Raw genomic sequence first — 18,066 nt, forward strand, 5'->3', positions numbered from 1 at the left:
CGGCTATGCGCTCAGAATGAGGCAGCATACATTCTCAATTAAAAATTGCTCTATATATTAAGCATTTAGTCTATTTGTGCTCTATATATTGCGCATATTAATTTACAACAGGTACTATCTTCAGGATACTATCCATTCCGTAGTTACTCACAGAGGTCACTATGTCGGGACTCAATACAACAGCCAATTCAAAGCAACGCGCATGCTTACCAGCAACTCAAGAAGCCTTAACCTTGCTGGGTATGCTGATTCAAATTGCACGCAAAGAGCGCAAAATGACGGCTGCCGACTTGGCTGAGCGCACAGGGATATCTCGAAATACCCTACTTCGTGTTGAGCGTGGCGACCCGACAGTATCGATAGGTGTCGTGTTTGAGGCAGCAATGCTGGTTGGCATTCCACTATTTGACACCGGGCCCGGTAGATTTGCTGGGCCTCTCGCATTGGCTGAAGCAAAACTAGCCGTCCTACCGAAATCAATTCGGCAGTCCAAGGCAAGAGACATAGATGACGACTTCTAAGTCTCCGGCAAAGGCTTATGTCTGGACTTGGCTACCAGGAGAGGTAGCGCCTGTTGTTGCAGGAGTTATCGAGCAAACTGGTCCCATAATGCAGTTTATGTATGGGCGGTCTTACCTTTTTCGCAATAATGCAATACCACTTTATGAACCAGAATTGCCACTAAAAACGGGCTGGCAACCTTTGCAATCTGGGCAGCCGATGCCTGGTTGCATCCGTGATGCCTCGCCAGATACTTGGGGCCGTCGGGTTCAGTTAAATCAGCGGTACAGCCATTTCAACCATGCATCACTGAATCAATGTCCGGACTTGTCCGAGCTTGAATATTTACTAGAGTCCGGTTCCGACCGAATCGGGGCTTTGGATTTTCAGGCATCGGCAAAGACATATACACCGCGCCAGCAGCAGACAGCCAGCCTCGAAAAGTTACTTCAGGCCGCCGATTATGTATCTAGTGGGGAACCTTTGACGCCAGAATTAGCTTTGGCGTTACAGCATGCCACGGCTGTTGGTGGGGCCAGACCGAAAGCGTTGTTTGATGCAGATGGGCATAAATATATTGCTAAATTCCCCACGGTTACAGACACCTTTAATGTCGTTAAGGCCGAGTATGTAACCATGCGTCTAGCCCAACTAGCTGGTTTATCTGTGGCACCTGTAAAGCTAGTAGAAGTAATGAAACAGGATGTGCTGTTAGTTGAAAGACTTGACCGGTATAGGTCAGCGCAGGGTTGGTGTAGAAAATCGATGGTATCAGCCTTAACCCTGATGGGACTCAATGAGCAGGATGCTCAGTACAGTAGTTATGAAACGCTTGCCGATAAACTTCGAGCGCGCGGAACAAGCCCTAAAAAAACACTGAAGGAACTCTTCAGCCGATTAGTTTTTAACATTTTATGCGGGAACACCGATGACCATGCGCGTAACCATGCCGTATTCTGGGATGGAAGCCAGCTTACACTGACGCCGGCATTCGATATCTGCCCACAACTGAGAGCTGGGCAAGAAGCGAGCCAGGCAATGCGGATTGTTGGTCACTCTAACCGTAGTAAATTAGTCACGGCGATTGCCTTTGCGAGAACAAAGTGTAATTTGTCAGCAACCACCTCCCGGCAAATTATTCAGCACCAGTTAACTGTTATTGAGGCCCACTGGCGGCAAATTTGTACTGAGGCCAACCTCTCTGATACGGACCGCATGAAGCTATGGGGTACCACAATTTTGAATCCGTTCGCGTTCACAGACCTCGAGCAAGATGACGACATTGTGCATGCCGCCTCCCGTATCAGAATAACGGCCAACGGCTGGTAGTTACTTTTAAAGTAATCATCACTTTCTTACCCTGCCTTACATTAGAATACATAATGGCAAGACCCTTGGTGGTGCGCTTTGCGTGCCCTACTTGGACAACCTGACGAAGAAGAAGGATATAGTACCGCCGCAGACCTAGCAGAGCGCTTTGTTGAAGTGCTGGATGAGTTGCCAGAGCAATGGGTGGACCGCTCCTGACAAAATAGCCATCAAGGGTGTCCGAATTCGGACACTCTGTATCATCACGAAGGTCAGGAGCTTTCAGGGTTTTCGATGTTCGCCATCAATGATTCATTGATGGCCAGCTTCTCGGATATGATTAGTTGCGATTCAGCCTTAAGCGCTGCCGCTTCTTCCGGTTCAAACCCCAAGTCAGCGAACACGTTGCCGGAGACAGGAGTGATGTGCGTGGAATGGGTGTTGATTCTCATTTCTTGCACACGACCAGCACAGTCAGTAATAGGTAGCATACATCACCTCAAAAACTCAAACCAACTTCACTAGCCAGAAGTGTGGCGTTAAGCATATCAATAATTTAATGACCAATAGGTCATATATATATGAAATTCAATAGAATTTGTATATTGAAAATTCATTATTCATACTAGCCTAAATCTGGCGAAAGGTGTCCTTTTTGCAGAGCTAAATGACGAAAGGTGTCCTTTTTGCATGAGCCAAATGACGAAAGGTGTCCTTTTTGCAGAGACAGGCTATATTGGGTTTTTCAGCTAATAGACTCAACCACAGCTAAACAAACTAATAAATAACTATATGAATTTAAACAAAAAATAAAATTTAGCTACGCACTCATCTAGGATAAAAATTGTCACGACACATCATTACGGGCTGTGGCAGCACAGTAACGGACATGCTCAAATAAAAGACAAATTTAGGGGTCCTTATGCGAAAAGGACACCTTTCATTCTTGAAATCCTCTGTAAGCCTTATGTAACAAGGCTTACAGCCAGATTTGCTATTAAAAAATTTTTTAACTCATCGGTGTCAAAAAATGTATTTAGTTCGACACCGAAGGAGTTTATCGGTGTCAGAAGAAGCTGCAAGTTTGACACCGATAAAAATCGTTAAATGACAAATGGGTTTTTCAATATTTCTAAGACAGTTCTATGGTTACAAGAATTGTTGCATTAGTTCTAAGGACCAATACTCTGGAAGCCTTGCAAAGGCTGGAAAGGTTACCGTAATTGTTACGATGCCCGACGGTCGCTGACGGCTCGAACTCCTGTACTGAAGCCGCTGCTTCCAAGGCTTAATTCGTCGCAAGCTCAGCAAATGCTGGAAAGGTTACAGTAATTGTTGCAGTTTCAGCCGGTCACTCAGGGCTATGGTTACATTATTTGTTGCATAGTTTCTGAGACCCGAGACCCCGGAAGCCTTGAAAAGGCTCGAAAGGTTACCGTAATTGTTGCGATGCCCGACGGTCGCTGACGGCTCGAACTCCTGTACTGAAGCCGCTGCTTCCAAGGCTTAATTCGTCGTAAGCCCTGCAAATGCTGGAAAGGTTACAGTAATTGTTGCAGTTTCAGTCGGTCACTCATGGCTATGGTTACATTATTTGTTGCACAGTTTCTGAGACCCGAAACCCCGGAAGCCTTGAAAAGGCTCGAAAGGTTACCGTAATTGTTGCGATGCCCGGCGGTCGCTGACGGCTCGAACTCCTGTACTTAAGCCGCTGCTTCCAAGGCTTAATTCGTCGCAAGCCCAGCAAATGCTGGAAAAGTTACATTAATTGTTGCAGTTTCAGCCGGTCACTCAGGGCTATGGTTACATTATTTGTTGCATCTTTTCAGAGAGCCGAGACCCCGGAAGCCTTGAAAAGGCTCGAAAGGTTACCGTAATTGTTGCGATGCCCGACGGTCGCTGACGGCTCCAACTCCTGTACTGAAGCCGCTGCTTCCAAGGCTTAATTCGTCGTAAGCCCTGCAAATGCTGGAAAGGTTACAGTAATTGTTGCAGTTTCAGCCGGTCACTCAGGGCTATGGTTACATTATTTGTTGCATCTTTTCAGAGACCCGAGACCCAAGAAGCCTTGCAAATGTTGGAAAGGTTACCAAAGTTGTTGCAGCCATTGCCCCCTGATGCCATGTCTATGGTTAACAGAACTGTTGGCTATCTTGCATGAATGAACGGTTAAGGTAGCTGAAATTGTTGCAAGCCGCGGACCGAAGTAGCAAAAGAAGCAGGTAGGCATAGTACGTGTGTAAAAGCCGTGAAGAGCTAGTAATAGTTAATGTACGTACAAGTTTCTGCTACAAAAATTCATAACTAATCTTTGTTAAACCTTAGCAGTATTAGTGTCATCCGCATACGCCATAGACATTCCTTGTTTTATGACAAGGAAAATGCATTCACTTCGCATTCACAATCATGACTTTGACTTAGCTAGGGTTGCTTCAAATGCCAACAGTTCGGATACTGCAGTTTCAATTTCAAATTCTGAAGAACGGTCTCAACTTGGTACCAGTTAATCTCGAAATTGAAGCTGAGCTCACTGGCACACACGAGTTCACTCTCCGCCTTCCAACTGGAGAGTATCGTGTATGGAAAAATTCACTCAAGAAATTTGTGCTTGATATTGATAGCAAGAAGCCTGGTCCAATCATCATTAGAAAGGCAGGGCTTGAAAAACTTCGTCCGCTCTTTCAGCAATTGTGCGAGCTGCTTGCCAATAGTAAGAATGGTTGGGTTCCCATCACCCGGGCTGGAGCAGGCCAAACGGATAAGAGCTGCAAGATTCGTGTGAGCGACGTTGTTTACAAGACTCAAGTAAGTTATATGGTCTACGAACAAGAGTGCCGAACCCATACATTAACAATGCCGGTCAGCCTATTACGAGAATTCGATGGAAAATTATTTGCTCCTAAATGGGCATTGATGGGAATAATACACGACCGTATCCTCGACAGAAAATCTTGGCCACATGACATCGAACATGGCCAATTTCTTGATAGCGAAGCACTGTGGGAACAATTGTTCGCCCCTGTTCAAGCTGAACTTGAGTTAAAAGGAGCGAAGAAGCAAGCCCCCAGCGTTACTATGACTGCGGTTGAAAAAGCATAAGGGACTACCACCACCATTAATTGTACGATTATGTTGATAAAGCACTCTCAACAACCTAGTTATAAAAATAATCACAGTATCTACGCAACCAAACATTCAATTTTGCAACACTGGGCCTTAAATTGCGCCGGCGCAACTTCACTCCTGTGATGAGATTCCAAGGTCGTAAACAGTTCTTGAAGTACACATAACCGGCACTCAGGTCAGGATGCTTAGGATGTAATTGCGCTGGCGCAACTGCATCGAACTCTAACAGCAAAATTTGTCAGTACTGTCAGGAAGGGGCACCACTAACTATATGCCGTGCGTACAACAAACGATGGATTTTTTGACACGCCTCACTTCATCTCCTCAAAGCCGCACTATACCTCTTTAGATGTTCAACAAGTCGTCAAACATTCAATGTTCAAAAAAGGGGTATGGCATGGCAGATATTGGATACGCACGGGTCAGCACTCATATGCAAACGGCAGACCTCCAGCTTGATGCTCTAAGAGCCGCAGGGGTTGCGTCAATTTACGAAGATACAGCAAGTGGCAAAAACGCTGACAGGCCTGAGCTAGAACAATGCCTGAAAGCATTACGGGACGGAGATACATTAGTTGTGTGGCGACTAGACCGCCTTGGCAGAAATTTGCGAGACCTTATTCGGATTGTTAATGAGTTATCCGGTCGAGGTGTCAAGTTCAAGTCACTGAAAGAGGCAATTGATACCAGTGGCCCGGCAGGAAGGCTAATATTCCACATGTTTGCTGCACTGGCAGAGTTTGAGAGAGCATCACTGCGGGAGCGGACCATTGCGGGTCTTACTGCAGCCAGGGCTCGCGGCCGCACCGGTGGTCGTCCATCCAGTCTCAATAGCAAGCAACAGCGAACGGCTTTGGCAATGTTGGAAAGTCGAGAATTATCAGTAACTGAGATTGCCGCCCATTTCGGGGTATCTCGTACCACCTTGTACAACTTATATTCAAAGCGAAAATAGTATTAACTGACCCTCCTGGTAACTAGCAAACCACTGTGCCATCTGCTTTTACATAGTAGCGGTTGCTGATATCACTATAGGTAGTAAATCCATCATCCCAACCTTTATTCCCAACAAAGACATACCACCCACAGCAGGTGTCCAATAGCTGTGGGCTCGGAGATATTTAATCACCCCAATTCTTCGCTGCTTCTTTCGACTCCTCCTGGAGCATTTTCACAACATCTGCGAATTTCTCTCCGGTTAAATTAGCAACAAGATAACCAATTCGGTTTGCCCCCTCTTCAGTCACAATGAAAGGCACGTACCCTAGGCCCCACACCCTATCATTTCTTTCTTGAATAGCAATTTCAGCTTTTTCGTTCGCAGGCTTGAGATAACCTTTTTTGACCAAGCTCAAAATACCTATTTCAGTAAAAATTCCGCACTCCCTGTCATCAAACAGCTGGTATTTTTTGCGAAGAAGGTTGTTGAAATGTTGACTATTGTAAGTCTTGGTAAGACACATGATACCCAAGACAAGAGCCTCCATAGGTGGAAGTGTTTGTACTTCATTTTTGCCTGCTGACTGGGTTACTTCATCAGTGAAGTAAAGTCCCATCAGTGAATGCAGGAATGGCCAACTTGGGTCGCTTAGTTTTTCAGGATACAGCACTGTTTTACACCCTATCGCAATTAGGTTAAATAAATGACCAGCATGAAAGCTGTCTGATAAATGACTACAGCATTTTGTAAGGCATCTTAACATACACAATTCAAGTAGCTCGAGGGTGGCACTTCCCTGGGTTGACCTGAGTCAACTTAGAGCAATTCCGTTGTCACTCCTCGGTGATAAATTATTGGCTGCCAGCAACAAGCGTGCTCATACATCTTCATCTGCTAGTTTTATGCCCTTAGCAGGGTCTTCAAACCTGCTGAATGGCACTATATTTTATAGAACGTACGTTCTATAATATTTTCATGAATCAGCTATATATCCTCCCTTTCCAAATGTCTTATCCGCCCAGGTACTACCCCTTCATAGGTTGCCGGGTGGTAGCCGGTTTTCCAAGCCCTGCAAGTGATTATCTGGATGAACCGCTGAACATCCAGGATTTGCTGGTGTCGCATCCAGCCAGTACCTTCTTCATGAATTACACAGCTCGGCCCATTCCATCCGAGATGGTTAATACTGGAGATGTCCTAGTAGTCGACAAAAGTGTGCGGCCCTGGAATGGGTCTTTGGTAGTGCTATGCCAAGAGGGAGACATGAAACTACGGCGCTGGAATGGTGATGAGCGTACCGAGATAGAGAGCGACGACTGGTACGTCTGGGGTGTGGTCGTGGGGTTGGCTAGGAAGCTGGTGAAGTAATCATGTTGTGGGCATTGGCTGATGTAAACAACATGTATGCTTCCTGCGAGCAAGTTTTTCGGCCGGACTTGCGAGGAAAGCCAGTCATCGTGGTCTCCAATAACGATGGCTCCATCATCGCCAGGAACAAGGAATCCAAAGCACTAGGTATCAAAATGGGGGCCCCATTGCACCTGTGTGGGGACATTATCAGACGGTACAATGTAACGGTTTTTAGCTCCCAATACACCCTCTACGGGGACATGAGTAATCGCATCATGACATTGTTTGCCGACATGGCGCCTGCGATTGAAATTTACAGTATCGATGAGTGTTTCCTCTTTTTTCCAGCCGGACTAAAACAAGCCAGAGAACATGGTCTCAACATTAAGGACACTATCAATACCTGTACCGGCCTAGGCATTTGTGTTGGTTTTGGTGTCACCAAAACGCAAGCCAAGTTGGCAAACCATATTGCCAAAACCAGACCGCAGATGGGGGGCGTGTTTGACCTTTCTGTCTTGAATGCTGATGAGCAAACCGAATTGATGGACGGTATTTCGATTGAAGAGGTATGGGGTGTCGGGCGACGGTATGTAGAGCGCCTGGGGCTCATGGGAATTGAAACTGTCCGGCAGCTGCGAGATGCCAATATAGAGCAGATAAAAACGCGGTTTGGTTCTGTGCTTTGCCGAACGGTGCTTGAGTTGCGAGGAGTCTCCTGTTTCCCACTGGAGGCTAACGCACCGGACAAACAGCAAATTATGTGTAGTCGTTCATTTGCGAAAGAAGTCACTGAACTAAACGTACTGAAGTCAGCAGTCAGCCATCACCTTCGACGTGCGATGCAGAAATTGAGAAAGCAGCATTCGGTGGCCCATGGATTTGTGGTGATGATTCGTACCAACCCCTTTAAACCAGAGCGCCCGCAACATCACGCATCATTGACCGGTATGCTGCCTTATCCGACTGATGACACGCTCGTCATTCAGGCATACGCAATGCAGGTACTGAAAAGACTATATCGGCCAGGCTACGGCTACAAAAAGGCGGGAATTATGCTGAGTGAAGTGCAGCCGAAGCAGATTCATCAACACGACCTGTTCCAACCAGAAATCATGCAGAGCCCAAGACGGGGGGCTCTCATGTCGACAATGGACCAGATAGCCCGAAAATTTGGGACTGAAAAAATTAAACTTGGCAGTGAACTACACCGGGGATGGGAGATGCGGCGTGAACGCTTATCCCCTCGCTATACCACTCGATGGGATGAGCTACCCAAAGTTGGGATATGAAACAGCATTTAAAGAATCAAAGCCTCTTGGATACCATCCCTGGCGGCCAATCTAGTGCAGTAATAAATTGATGTAATCCAAGACCAGCTGACCAGGTTGACCGGGTATTTTCAAGAACATTTCTATTATTCTTTATATGTTCTCAACTAGGTCAAGAAAAAGAGAAATATAGAAAAAGTTTCTATTTGTACCCGGTCAGCCTGGTCAGCTGGTTTTTAATATTATGCAAAAAAATAGTTATAGCCGGACATTGCAAGTTCTAATGCGGCCACTAGTGGAGTTCGCACGCCCCTCCTCTAGCTTACCTATTACGTCAGGTAATCGTTTCCAAAATTTTGGAGATGCGGCCGGTGGCATTCCATTTTCGCGACACCAGTTCACATAATCCGAATATACCTTTGTTTTGGGTGTATCAACTTCGACTTTCCTTTCAATACCAATGTCATGAACCCACGAAAAGACAGAGTTAGTTTCAAATTTAACAGATTGAGAAGCGTCTCGCATTGCAACAGGCAACACATCATCAAATCGGCCACGACTTAAAAGGCGCTGCAAACCCTCAAGTGCCCAGTTCAAAACGCCGGACAGCTCCGTGTCGACTATTCGCTTAGCAAGCATAGGGTCACGCTCCCGTTCTGCAATTTCGACAGGAAAGGGTACCACATCGAATCGCCGCCAAAACCCAGTTGACTGGTCAGTCACAGATGGCATATGGTTTGCCAAAATTAGCCACTTCCCATTTATTCTGACAGAGATGGGGTCACGATATTTTCTGTCAATTTGCATTAACTCGCCTGCAATTAGCGACTTTATCGACTGTTCACAAATATTACGTTGAGGTGCCTCGTCGCAATATATAAGTGAGGCACCAATTATTGAAGCCATTTTAAAACCATCTAGTGCGTCGAGTTGCACTGCGGCCGTATGCTGGTGTAATGCTTGAATGATATTCGCCAAAGCCCCCTTACCGTTTGCACCGCTGCCTATCCAAATTTGTGCTCGCTGAAAACGGGCATCAGTTATTAGTGTATAGCCAACATACTCCTGCACCCGCTCACGCACCGGCTTGTCAGGTAAAACGGTCTCCAAAAACTTGTTAAACTCAACTGGAGGCGGGGCTGAGGGGTCAAAATCGCAAGCTAGGGCGTAAGTAAGACCTAGTTTTTTATCATGAGGCTGCAATGAAGGGCCACCATCCAGATATAAATACCCGTTGCGTAAAGGAATAACAGGAACAGAGCATTTGCTGCTATCTAGCAAAGGAAGGCACAGTAAAGCAGTGTGATATGCGGCGCTACAATTGGCTGGATTTGCGATATCTGTTGTTTTTTCAACCAACCACCGCATGGCCAGTCGCTCACCTGTTAAGTCATTCATTACTCGCCAGTGGCTACCAATCCATTCATACAACAGGCTATTATCTGTTACATAGCGTTCTGTTTCTTCGAGAAAATTGGCAAATTTTATTGGTTGAAATGGTTCACGTTTCATGCGGTCACCTCCGCACCAGTAGCCACTAGAATCAAACAATTCATAATGCCAAAAGCATAAACTATGATATTCATACGTACCTGTAAAAGTTAACAGCCACGTCGGCTGTCAACCGTATAGGTTCATCTGCTTGGGATGATTTGCTTTTTTTGAGAATTTTTAAAAATTACTTACTCGTACATTTAGTCAATATGAAATGCGAATATTTCCACATGGTAGGTTTTTTCTTTTAGGTCATGAAGAAAGCATGATTGACATTCTCGAGATGTCATAACAACTCACGCCGTCCGAACGAAAAAATATTTAAGATTTAAGAAGCCAATTTACAGTGGCTTTCTTGAAGAATACGTTCTACGAAAAGGTGGCAAGGTGAAATCGGAAATGAGCATGCCCGGACGGCTTTAGGAGTGGAACTTGTTAGGACAATTTTTAAGGCATGAGCTAATTGAAAGGGTAGTTGTCACATCAAGCCAACTATGAAGAAAACTTAGACAATTCAAATGCTGATATCAGCTAACAACGAACTCTATGGGTATCAGAGCATGTTACGGTGACCCCAAGCTGATTACTGTTGCCCATCAGGCCATATTACTACCGTTCCCATCATTCATCATTAGGTTCGATTTCATTCGCTTCACCAGTAAGCACAGTGAGCTTTGTTCGCATGTCCGCTAAATGGGAAGTTGCGAGAGTTGCAAATATCTCTAGCTTCTGAATTTTGTTCTGCAATATTTCAATGGCATGTTGTGTAACGTCAGAGGAATAGTCGAGGCCACCATCCACGAAGTCAACAATACGAACTTCGAGCGTCACATCCGCTTCAGCATCGATAGCGCTCTGAATCCAAGACTTCGACTCTTCCGAAGCATTCTCAGCAGCCGTGGCCAAAAAGTGCTGTACCAAAACCCGCGCCGCATCGTCGAGTTTCACGGCAAAGTCGAGCATAGTCTCGATATCATCTTCGACTTCAACACCTGCAGGCGGCTCCGGAATAAAGCGAAATCGTGGACCGTTGCTGGCATCAAGTGTGTCGAGCGTCCGTAGGAGTGGTTCTAACTTCTCAAGGGGACGAAGTCGAGGAGGAAGGTTGTACCTCCGCTCCCACAGCCGAAGGACCAATTCCGCACAGGAGTTCTGTGCCACAATTTTGTCCTCAGGATGCGCATTTTCGGCATCGCGGATACGCTCAGCAAGCACGTGCGCCATCCACTGAGCAAGCTCGTCGTCTCCAAGCTTCAGCTGAGCGACAAGTCGCTTGCCGAATTCAATCACTGCTCTTGAGCGTTCTAGCAATTCCATCTTCTTCAATTAAGTAGTAGCGAATGTATGGTGGTATATTCAAACTATATTCATCAATATCAGAATCATGATTCGGGAGCCGCCGATACAGGCTGAGACCAACGACAAGGTAGTGCTCTGGATTAGCTGCAATAAGCTCTTTCAAAAACACAATATTAGCACTCAAGCGAGTACCAGGTGTCATTACCTTCTCACTGCCGTAGCCGATTAACTGGGTCCATGTCTCACTTCGCAAGAGTGCGCCGCTTTTAGCCTCCCAAATACGACCATCATCGACGGAAGTCAGACCCATCGCCGAGATTGTTGAATCGTTCGGTGCTTCGCTAGGAACACGTACATGTTCAGCCCAGGGGTCGTATTCGTCAATTCCGTAGGAGTCCTCTCGGTCAGATATCCAACGACGGAGCATGAACTGACTCCTGTGGGGCACCTCCCATGCCAGTTCAGGGACTTCACCATTAGAAATCTGGTCCTCATCTTCGTCTAAAGGCACTTGGTCTTCTCCAAGTTGAAAGAAGTAGCCTCGGGGGCTCGATGAAGTTTGCGCCGCACAGAGAAACGCTCCCGCAGAAACCTTTGGTACTAACACACTGGACACAGAAATATTCTCTAAGAACCCATTCAAACCACTTTCCCAGTCCCCAGCCACAACCTGTAATCCTTCATCGGTCTCCATAAGACTATCAAGATAGTCAGTGGTAACCTGCCAGCGCCAATCTTTATCGCCATATTTCTCCGGTACAGGGGGAACCCTAGTAAGTTGAGGGTCGCGCCTGTCCGCAGCCCATTTGCCGTCCTTGCGTATAAGAATTCGATGTTTAATCCACTCGTCAAATTCATTTGCGCTGCTGTAGGTCGCCTTGCCGACTGGGTGGGTCTTAAGGAGCCTAGCGGCCACTATCATCATTGCGTGATAAGCACAGTAAGCGCGAAGGTCTTCAACTCGCGGCATAGTTCCTTGCGAGTGACCGGTCCGCTCGTGTCTAAAAACGCCATTCGTATAGCGAGCGTCGTGTTCATGCTTGGTAGTTAGGCATCCCATGCGTTCACTGATGACCTGGATGGCGCGCTTTGTAATTCCACTTTGTGATATACCGAAGACTAGACCAAGAGAGTTAAACCAATATGGGCCAATGTCATTACTAAAGTAGTATTTATCTACCACCTCACCAGTCGAGTCTACGGATACCACTGGTTCCATCTCTGGCGCCCTATAGGAAGCATACTCGAGGAGCGGAAGCTCACTTGCGTTGATTTTCTCCGGAGAGACACGCGTGTTCGATTCACCCAAGAGCTCAGAAAGTTCGTGCAAGGAGCAGGCTGCGAAATGACGAATGAGCACGTGTTCTTCCTTGGCTGACGCCAAGAGATATTCGTTAAAGAGGAACACCGCGTCACGATGCTCGGCCGCACACCGAGCAAGCGCAATATTGAGCCATAAGCGGGAGTGCCATTCGTAGAAAACAAAACGCTTATCTACGAAAGCGCCCGGTGCACTGACGACTGCCACTTTCGCGAGCGCCGTCAAAACAGGAACCCAACCAAGCTCGATAGTTGCTCGAACAGCGTGTGCAGCCTGCCAGCGCACAGAAGTACTTGGTGAGCCTAGAACGGCCCAAAGGTAACCAGCAAGTGCGTCCTCGCATCCACCTTGGGTCTTCATGACATCGCTCCATGGACCATCCCCATCTTCGGGGCGTAGGTCCATCTCAAGGAGCGAGAGCCCAAATTGCAGCGCGTCGTCCGCCTCATCACTCGTCAAACGAATGGACAACGACTCCAGCATCTGAAAGAGCTCTCCGGCGTCAAGCGTTGTGACCTTAACAAGGAAACCTTGAAGCGTGGCCTCCACAATCTGTTCATCGTTAACAATGCCTTCGCTTATAAGCCGCCGGTAAGGAAACAAGCCGCCCCAACTCCGTCTCAAGGCCAGTTCAGGGCTACTTTGACATACGGCGAGCGTTACCTCTGCCATCGCTTTACGTAATGCAACCGGTTTCGTACTGTACTCTCCAAGAACTTCGAAGAGATGCCTGAGTTGATAGTTCCCAAATTCTGGCCACTGAGCAACCGCTTGACAGAACTCGGCGGCACTTCCCAAGCCACATCTGTGCAGTGCTTCTCGGTAGAACTCATCAGTTTTATAAGGCGGGTCGAACGTTTTCAGGAGCAGGTAGGCGGTACGCAGCTCCACGGAGTTTGTGAAGTCAATCTCTTTGAATAAAACATCCCAGTCTGGGACGTTACGCTTCTCCGTAGCCTCCGGCATGTACTGCCTTACAGAATTACCACCCTCGCGCTTGGATTGCCTCGCCACAGAGAGAAGCCTGTCGATGTCAGAAGCTATGAAGTTGCAAGAGCGTGCCAACTCTGAAACTCGCTCAATTTCGTTCTCCGACAGCGAACTGACCCTTAAGTACCGGTAACCAACATCGAAAATTTTACGCTTAATGTCCCAATCAGACTCTTGCTCAAGAGCTTTCGCAAGGTCCTCGTCGCGTGCCCACTCGTCGCCAATCGGGCACAACGCAATTGGCGCGATGTGCGGCATTAAGCCGCGCTTCACGAGGCGGTCGATTGCGATTTTCAAAAGTCTGTCTGCATTACCGAAATTGCGGTCCCTCCAGCGACTGAGAATGGCTATCGTCGAGGTTGGACACAAACTCAATAATCCATCAATTGTGTGTCCCCAGTCGAAGTGCTTGTCTCTCTCAACATATTCATATGCCAGCTCTGCTCCTCGGGCCAGTCTATAGGCGGACTCCGGTCGTGCTGAGCTGTTCTTACCGCTTGCTTCGGCCAAACAAAGGAGAGCGCCCCAGCGGTCCAAGTTCTCCTGCCCGATGCGATTTGACATCTCCACCGCTCGCTCGAAATAGGAGCGGGCCTCTGCAATACTAGCCGTGAAAATAGCACGCGCGAGGGTTTGGTAAGACTCGACTCTGTATTCAGCATGCTCACGATGTTTCTCTATGACTTCGTAGGCCTTTACAGACACTTCGAGAGCAAGGCTCTGAAGGTGCTTGGTGCGGGCAGCCAAGCGACAGACAGCCGCCATGACAGTGGGTCCAAAACCATTTGCATTTTCTTCAAACCACTTCCGGAATGTGGACATTAATGCGGCGTCTGAATTCGATGAATCACGCATAGCCCGTAACCATTCCAATGCAGCAACTTGGTTTAAGTTGATGTCATTGTTATAGTATTTGGAGCTAGCGGCATTCGTCGCATTGATTGCTTCCTGGACTGCCGCGCTGAACTCTGCCGGAGTCTTGCCACAGGCAATCTCCGCGCTCAGGCGAAACCAAGCCAAGATACCCCCCGTTGACCTTTCAAATGTGTCGACTATGGAGCTACTTCTATAGTGGCTCTGCTTCTTCTCCAGCTCCTCTCGGATTTCCTTTGGGGCCAAGTCAATAAGTACGAGTTGCCTGCCCAACAACTCAGCCTCAAGCGTGTATGCTCTCAGCAGCACAGACCTGTCCGTGTCGTAGCGCTCTCCCAGCTCTCTGGGTGGATGCTCTGGTAGGTAGCGACGTATGACGCTTGCCCAAGTCAAGTCATCACGAGGCAACACTCGTAGTGCTTGTAGAACAGAGGATGTGACACCACTGAGCACGCTCCAATTTATGGGCGGCTCATCCGGGTCTTGTAGTTGAATTCGGTGGTTACTCAGTCGGCGCATGAGCGACTCCACCGGTTTGGCCGGCAAAGTGTGACCACCTTCGCACGCTTCGACTGCCAGTCCCAGCATTAGCCAGATATCTCGCACGCCGTGTTCCGCCAACAGGTCAAGAAGGTCATATCGTCCCAGGTCCACAAGGCGACGTGCCAAGATGCTGCCGACGACCATCGAATTAGACCTTGGCCTCCACCCAGTGAGAAATCTGACGGCATCCTGCGGTCCTTCCGCTAGCAACTTGGCCATCGCCAGTTCGACCATATCACTAGTTTCAACGTGCTCATTCGCTTTCTCACGCTCCACATGCGGCATGCGCGCCCACGAATACAACCAATCTATCGCCATCCTCAAGCGACATCGCGCATCGGCAAGGAATTCTTCACGCCCCGCCAGCAAGCCGGCTTCATAGGCGTGATGAGCGCCTGTCCAATTTCCCCCAAATGCGCGGCGAGACACCAGTTCATCGATACGGTCTGGAGAAAGAAGTACAGACGCGATGTCGGTGTTCCTCTGTATCAGCACATTCTGGCGTTCGACACCGGCGAGTTCACCTGCGACCTTGAGCGTGAGCTTTGCCGCCGATGCGTAGCGCTTCTCTTGCAGGCAAGCTTTTAGCGCGAAGGTCAGACGCTGCACCTCTACATCACGACGTTCGAGCGGATTCGCCGTCGGTAGGCCTTCAGAAGATAAGGCCAGGTCGACCAGTTCATCCATTTGCCTCGCTTCCAGCAGCAGTTGAGGAATCGTTGATGAAACATAGGAGCTAGAGGTGCTAAGAGGCTTCAATCGGTCCAAGAACGTTGCCAGTTTTTCCTTGTCTGGCTGAAAGTTCTGGCGGAACCAGGTCTCAGAAGGCTCATCTAGGAAGTGAAGGCTGCTACCTTTGACCAGCAGCGGTCGTCCCAAGTCAAAGGCAAAGCTTCTTACCGCGCTTTCAGTAGTTCCTGAAATCTCAGCAAGCACCTCGATTGGAACGAGCGGACGAAGAACGGCTAAGCCTTGGCAGATTAGGTCAATCTGCTCTGCTTCGACATGGCCTACTCGAAACTTCAGCTTTTCAACTGCACGCGACAACTGTTCGGAGATTGCCAGCTCAACTGTAGAGGGTGAAGGTCCTAGCGCCTTCAGCATTTCTTCTAATGGCAACTTGCGGCTCAGTGCTAGCGCCTGAACTCGCGGGTTTGAACTACTTAGAAAGCCGAAATCGGCAACGTCACGTTCAGTCGCATCCGGATAGGATTTCTTGAGGTGCCTAGCTGTCTCCATAAGGCTGAACGGGCGAACTTCAACGTGCGTCGCGTCGGGCGGTGCTTGCAGATAGTCTCGTCGATGTGTTCGGCAACTTAAGATAAGTTTGATACCGTCCGGCATCGCTGTACGAATGAGGTCGGGCACGAAGGCGGCATCATCGAACTCCTTGGCTGCCATTACGGCGTTGTCCGCGGCGTCTACAATCAAATATAAATTGGCTACGGGAGTTTTAGCCCTGAGTAGACTGATAGCCTGGGTCAACCTCGCCACAAACGCGCGCATGTACTGTTTGCTATCCGTCCCGCGAACTGGAATTAAGGGATAGCACAGCCCTTGCGCAGCGAGTTCGTTTGCTATCTGCGGAAGTGCATCCTTTTGTCGGTGTCGGAAGTGTTGGGCGCTTCTGTACAGCCCGTCGCCAAAGCAGTCGTATAGCACTGCAACGGAACCTTCGGGGACACTCTTGGATAGTTGCCACATGAGTATGGACTTTCCAACGCCACCCTCCGCATGCAAGACAACTGGGTGAGTAGCAGACTCCAGAATCGTGCGAAGTTCTCGTTCCTGCTCCCGAGGAAATGCACCATCGGCAGGCTCGGCAATCAGACACTCAGCAGGCCATAGGTCTGCTTCATCAGTCCTTAGTGCACGCAGCACATCAAAGCGTCGGATGGACGGGTTAGAAGCATACTCAGAGGTAGCCTTTCTCGTCACCAACTCTTTGAGCTGAAGTGGCGCATCCGTATCAGCCTCAGCCAGGAATGTTCTAACGTCCTTGAATAGTAAGTTGCGCTGGCTCCAGAGGTCGGGCTCGACACCTTCTACGGAGAAGAGCTTGAAGAAATTTGCAGTCTCGCTACCTAGCCCCTTCACATACCCAAGCAGTGTCTTCCCGACCGGCGAATGTCTCGCGGTGTTCCCTGCTGCGAGGTCCTCAAGCGTCTCAGTCACCTTCTGGTCGATGGGACGGTTGGTCGTGAAGGTGAAGCGCAATTTGTCCTTGAGTACGTCCCAGGTGAACTGCTTGCGCAGCTCCATAAATCGTTCAGAGAATCCAGGGAGCGTCTTGTTTAAGCAGCTGGCTGTCCAAGGTTTTTGAGCTTGCAGCGTAGAGTGCTTCAACTGAACATAGTGAACGAGCCGAGCTTCATTCAGTTCCTCACTGCCGAAGTATAATCCCACATCAATGAGTTCATCACCTTCATTAGCCGAGCCAGGACCTTCAGCGGCCGATGCGCCTTCAATGGAGATGGCAACAAGGTCACTAGTACCAGGCAAAAGCGAGAGACAGTGCCGCGCAGCCCAGTGATAGTGAAACTGGTCACCATCTCTGCTCGCTCGTACCAAGTCAGATTCGGAAGTCGGAGCACCAGCGGAAGTTGTGTTTTGGGTCATGAGTATGGAGAGAGATTGCTTTTAGAGAGTCTCGTCAGAGATTCTTTGCTTGACAGCGGAAGAACTAAAACTTCGAAGAGGTAAATAATGAGTTGTTCTAACTCCAAATATCGCGATAACTTCGATGCACCTCCACACCAAGCCGCTAAGATTGATAGGCCAACCCATACTTATCTTCAATTTTCCACACTGTCGATACGGATTCGCATTGTGGGCGTGCTAGCCAACATAAAGGCTTTTATACAGTGTATGCTATAGACATTATTGATACAAGTACTGAGAAAAAGCGCTTACCCGTCCGAGAATGAACAATAACGCTATGGTAGATAGACTTGAGAGAAAGACCGGTCCTCGAGAGTGATTCCCGGTCTTGGGTTGAGAAATAATAACATTGTAAAGTAATTACCAAGTCTCGCTATCTGACCCGCCAA

Annotated in this window: 11 protein-coding genes; 6 read left to right on the top strand and 5 right to left on the bottom strand. The window is 48.2% G+C overall.

The window, feature by feature from the left end; translation table 11 throughout:
• The first annotated feature begins 161 nt into the window (after positions 1-161).
• Complete coding sequence (locus F552_RS0107845) at positions 162-521, top strand: helix-turn-helix transcriptional regulator (protein WP_026182506.1); 360 nt, start codon at positions 162-164, stop codon at positions 519-521.
• Entirely contained in the window at positions 508-1,830 is a 1,323-nt protein-coding gene (locus tag F552_RS0107850; protein ID WP_018151182.1) for a type II toxin-antitoxin system HipA family toxin, read from the top strand. The genes F552_RS0107845 and F552_RS0107850 overlap by 14 nt, the downstream gene beginning before the upstream one ends.
• Before the next feature lie 251 nt (positions 1,831-2,081).
• Here the strand turns inward: F552_RS0107850 and F552_RS18755 are convergent, their stop codons facing one another.
• A complete protein-coding gene (locus tag F552_RS18755) occupies positions 2,082-2,300 on the bottom strand; it encodes a hypothetical protein (RefSeq protein ID WP_211208247.1) in 219 nt (72 codons plus the stop codon).
• A gap of 1,945 nt (positions 2,301-4,245) precedes the next feature.
• On the opposite strand from F552_RS18755, the gene F552_RS0107860 reads away from it, so the two are divergent.
• Together F552_RS0107860 and F552_RS0107865 are read left to right on the top strand one after the other, a co-directional pair.
• The gene (locus F552_RS0107860) at positions 4,246-4,908 is read left to right on the top strand and encodes a hypothetical protein (RefSeq protein ID WP_018151184.1); all 663 of its coding nucleotides are present in this window, start codon (positions 4,246-4,248) and stop codon (positions 4,906-4,908) included.
• Positions 4,909-5,332: 424 nt separating this feature from the next.
• Positions 5,333-5,890 (top strand): recombinase family protein, encoded by a 558-nt coding sequence (locus F552_RS0107865; RefSeq protein WP_018151185.1) that lies wholly within the window; start codon positions 5,333-5,335, stop codon positions 5,888-5,890.
• A 166-nt stretch (positions 5,891-6,056) separates the two neighbouring features.
• Here F552_RS0107865 and F552_RS0107870 read toward each other — a convergent pair whose 3' ends face one another.
• Complete coding sequence (locus F552_RS0107870; protein WP_156802259.1) at positions 6,057-6,545, bottom strand: hypothetical protein; 489 nt, start codon at positions 6,543-6,545, stop codon at positions 6,057-6,059.
• A gap of 335 nt (positions 6,546-6,880) precedes the next feature.
• Between F552_RS0107870 and F552_RS21085 the strand changes: the two genes are divergently transcribed.
• Both F552_RS21085 and F552_RS0107880 read left to right on the top strand, forming a co-directional pair.
• Positions 6,881-7,243, top strand: a complete 363-nt coding sequence (locus F552_RS21085; RefSeq protein WP_373280219.1) for a LexA family protein — start codon at positions 6,881-6,883, stop codon at positions 7,241-7,243.
• A gap of 2 nt (positions 7,244-7,245) precedes the next feature.
• Entirely contained in the window at positions 7,246-8,517 is a 1,272-nt protein-coding gene (locus F552_RS0107880; protein WP_018151188.1) for a Y-family DNA polymerase, read from the top strand.
• Between the two features lie 237 nt (positions 8,518-8,754).
• Here the strand turns inward: F552_RS0107880 and F552_RS0107885 are convergent, their stop codons facing one another.
• The 3 genes from F552_RS0107885 to avs3a form a co-directional block, all read right to left on the bottom strand.
• Positions 8,755-10,008: a DNA primase family protein gene (locus F552_RS0107885; RefSeq protein WP_018151189.1), complete on the bottom strand. Its 1,254-nt coding sequence runs from the start codon at positions 10,006-10,008 to the stop codon at positions 8,755-8,757.
• Between the two features lie 603 nt (positions 10,009-10,611).
• Positions 10,612-11,307, bottom strand: a complete 696-nt coding sequence (gene avs3b / locus F552_RS0107890; RefSeq protein ID WP_026182508.1) for an AVAST type 3 anti-phage protein Avs3b — start codon at positions 11,305-11,307, stop codon at positions 10,612-10,614.
• Positions 11,273-17,635, bottom strand: a complete 6,363-nt coding sequence (gene avs3a / locus F552_RS0107895) for an AVAST type 3 anti-phage nuclease/ATPase Avs3a (RefSeq protein WP_018151191.1) — start codon at positions 17,633-17,635, stop codon at positions 11,273-11,275. The genes avs3b and avs3a overlap by 35 nt, the downstream gene beginning before the upstream one ends.
• Positions 17,636-18,066 lie beyond the last annotated feature (431 nt).

It is taken from the genome of Leeia oryzae DSM 17879, from assembly GCF_000376945.1.
Taxonomy (GTDB): Bacteria; Pseudomonadota; Gammaproteobacteria; order Burkholderiales; family Leeiaceae; genus Leeia; species Leeia oryzae.